Annotated in this window: 2 protein-coding genes; both read right to left on the minus strand. The window is 61.0% G+C overall.

Annotation, left to right across the window (positions count from 1 at the left end):
* Positions 1–22 precede the first annotated feature (22 nt).
* On the minus strand, positions 23–1231 hold the full coding sequence (locus P9228_RS30775) for a beta-ketoacyl-[acyl-carrier-protein] synthase family protein (RefSeq protein ID WP_095794006.1): 1209 nt from the start codon (positions 1229–1231) through the stop codon (positions 23–25).
* On the minus strand, positions 1232–1513 hold the full coding sequence (locus tag P9228_RS30780; RefSeq protein ID WP_029356603.1) for an acyl carrier protein: 282 nt from the start codon (positions 1511–1513) through the stop codon (positions 1232–1234). It abuts the gene before it with no gap.
* Positions 1514–2073 lie beyond the last annotated feature (560 nt).

Raw genomic sequence — 2073 nt, forward strand, 5'->3', positions numbered from 1 at the left:
AATGAGGCGTCTTGCATGGCTTCTACACCTGCCTGAATGCCAGAACTGCGTTCGTACCGCCCATGGCGAAGGCGTTGCTCATGGCGACGCGCACCTTGCGCTCCCGCGGCACATTGGGTGTGATGTCGAGGTCGCAAGCGGGATCTGGCTCGCGATAGTTGGCGGTCGGCGGCACGACGTCCTCTTGGATTGCCATCACGCAGGCGATCATTTCAAGCGCGCTCGCTGCGCCGAGGCAATGCGCGTGCGTGGACTTGGTGGAAGAGATGGACATCGAATAAGCGTGGTTTCCAAACACACGCTTGATCGCCGCCGTTTCAGTCTGATCATTGCTCTTGGTACCGGTGCCGTGCGCGTTGAGATAGTCGACGTCCTCGGCATTCAGCCCGGCATCGGCAAGGCAGGCGCGCATCGCCGACGCTGGCCCCTCGACAGATGGCGCGGCAATGTGGAAGGCATCGGCGGAAAGGCCGACGCCGGCGATCTCGGCAAGAATTGTGGCACCACGCCTCGTGGCATGCTCGTAGCTTTCCAGCACGGCCATGCCCGCACCCTCGCCCAGCACCAGGCCCTTCCTATCGGCGGAGAAGGGCCGGCAGGTATCGGGTGAAAGCACGCGCATTGCTTCCCATGCTTTCAGCACGCCCCATGCGAAGGGTGCGTCGCTGCCCCCGGAAACCATTACGTCGGCCCGGCCCAGCTTGATCTGGTCCACCGCCGAGGCGATCGCATGGTTGGCCGAGGCACATGCGGAGGTCACCCCGAAGACCGGCCCGCGCAAGCCGAGGCTCAAGCTAAGATGGACGGAAGCGGCGCTGGGCATCACCTTTACTCCAGTGAAGAGTTCAGCACGGATTGCGCTACCCAAAAGCAGTGAGCGGTAAGTTTGTTCTGTTGCGTACGAACCGGTAAATCCGACGCCCACTGTCGCGCCGAAGCGATGGGCATTCCCCTCGTCGCAGGAAAGTCCGGCCTGCCGCATGGCTTCGCGCGCTGCAAGCACGGCGAGCAAGCTGAAGCGGTCCATGGAGATGAGATGCCCCCGGTTGATGTCGTGCTGGGGCAGCGCCTTGATCTCAGCGCCGGTCATGCCCTCCAGGTCATGAAGCTCGGAATTGGCGATCGGGCCGATGGCGGAGCGGCCTTCGCGCATCTCTTTCCACATAGAGGCGGCGTCGGTGCCCAGTCCGCACAGGCCGCCCACTCCGGTGATAACGACGCGCCTGTCCATTCAAGCCTCCTTCGCAAGCAAGCCGCGGACGGCTTCCACGACGTCGCCGACATTCTTGAGATTGGACCAGGCATCGGCCGTGTTCATGTCGATCTTGATGCCGTAGGCCTGCTCCACATCCCAGAGGACGTCCGCCAAACCCAGCGAATCGAACCCGAGCGCGTCCAGTTCCGTGGCGATTGTTATCTCGCCGACGAATGACGCAGGCATTCCCTCACCGCTCTCCGACTCGGCGCGTTTCTTGATCAGGGCAATGACGTCCGTTGCGAATTGATCGGCCATTCTGTTTCCTGTCTTTCTTTCCCGCGTTTCGACCTGGACGCGGCTCAGTTCCTGAGGCGCGCCGCGTCGCGAAAGCCATCACGCTTGGGCAACTGACAAAACCCAATGCTCATAAAGCCGGATCAGGTCCGGCCGGTGTGTGGCGTAGGTGCAGTATGACGATGTGAGCCGCTACACGTGCGCGTCTCCCGGTCTGTCCATAGGCTCGGAAGAAGTCGGACAGTTTGACATGGCCGGTCAGTTGCAACTCCCTTTCCCAGCACTCCACTGCCCGGTAGAGCGCATGAAAAATCTCCTTTCGGGCGGTTTCTTAAGACGCTCGCCACGCCATGAGGCAGTGGGGGCATCGGTGTCCATCAGGTGCTTCTGCCCATGCAGGATTCCAGAACATTGATGAAATCGTTTGTTTCGATGAAAGGCATCCACACTTTGGATGGTTGACCACGCTTTTCAAAGATCGTGAACTACATCTCCTCGTTGTGCTCGACGCACTCCGGACAAGTAACCTCATGGGCGCGGCATGCAGGATTAACCGAGCCCAGCCGGTCATGAGTGCGGCC

The organism is Mesorhizobium sp. WSM4898, assembly GCF_029625845.1.
Classification (GTDB): domain Bacteria; phylum Pseudomonadota; class Alphaproteobacteria; order Rhizobiales; family Rhizobiaceae; genus Mesorhizobium.

Bases quoted from the DNA above. Each gene is read 5' to 3' on its own strand.
- P9228_RS30775 (WP_095794006.1), bottom strand. From the start codon at position 1,231: ATGGACAGGCGCGTCGTTATCACCGGAGTGGGCGGCCTGTGCGGACTG.
- P9228_RS30780 (WP_029356603.1), bottom strand. From the start codon at position 1,513: ATGGCCGATCAATTCGCAACGGACGTCATTGCCCTGATCAAGAAACGC.